The organism is Streptomyces katrae, from assembly GCF_000966975.1.
GTDB classification, from domain to species: domain Bacteria; phylum Actinomycetota; class Actinomycetes; order Streptomycetales; family Streptomycetaceae; genus Streptomyces; species Streptomyces katrae.
On the sequence record NZ_JZWV01000578.1, the window covers coordinates 1 to 915 of the forward strand.

Consider the following 915-nt stretch of genomic DNA (forward strand, 5'->3'; position numbering starts at 1 on the left):
GTTCGTCACCTCGGCCGCGACCGTGCCCGTGGACCGCTGGACGCATGTCGCCGCCGCGTACGAGCAGTCCTGGGCGCTGAAGTTCGCGAACGGCGTCTACGCCGAGGCTCCGCACGCCTCGGACCTGGACATCGGCCGCGATCTCACCCTGGAGGTGTTCCTGCGGACCGACAGTCTGTCGAAGGCCCAGGGCGTCCTGTCGAAGGGCCGGATCGACGACGGGCGCGGCCGCAAGGTCCCGTACCAGCTCGGCATCACGACCAGCGGCAAGCTGGTCTTCTCCTTCGAGGACCGCGACGGCAAGCGGGTGGTCCACACCTCCGACAAGGCGGTCACGGCGGGCACGTTCCACCGGATCGCGGTCGTCCGCAAGCTCGGCGACTCCCGGGAGGAGAAGAAGAGCAGCCGCACCACGGAAATGACCGTCGGCGGTGCGCTCACCCCGGTGGTGATGGACGTCATCGAGTCGGTCGCCGTCCGCCGCTGGACCGAGGTCTCCTTCCACATCGACGGCGAGGAGGCCGGTACGACCCGCTACGACGACGCGCCGGACCTCTCGCACCCCGGCCCGCTGGAGATCGGCCGGGCCCGGCGCGGCTCGACCGTCGAATCGTTCTCGGGTGAGATCAGCGAGGTACGGATCTGGAACGTGCCCCGGGCGGCGAAGGACCTGGGCGTGGACATCCCGTCGGCGCCGCAGGCCCCCGGGGCCGGGGCGGGGCCCGACGAGCCGGGCTCGGTCGAGGCGGGCGTCCGCCCCAAGGGGCTGGTGGCGCACTGGCGGTTCGAGGAGAACGAGGGCAACGCGGCCAAGGACGACTCCGAGAGCCACACCGCACGCCTCCACGGGGCGAAGTGGACGAAGAACCCGGACCCGAAGGGCAGCCGGTTCCGGCTGTACGTGGACGGGCGGGC

1 protein-coding gene is annotated in these 915 nt (G+C 71.6%); it reads left to right on the plus strand.

Annotation, left to right across the window (positions count from 1 at the left end; all coding sequences use genetic code 11):
- A partial coding sequence (locus VR44_RS20860; RefSeq protein WP_045949074.1) for a LamG-like jellyroll fold domain-containing protein occupies positions 1-915 on the plus strand: 915 nt, incomplete at both ends.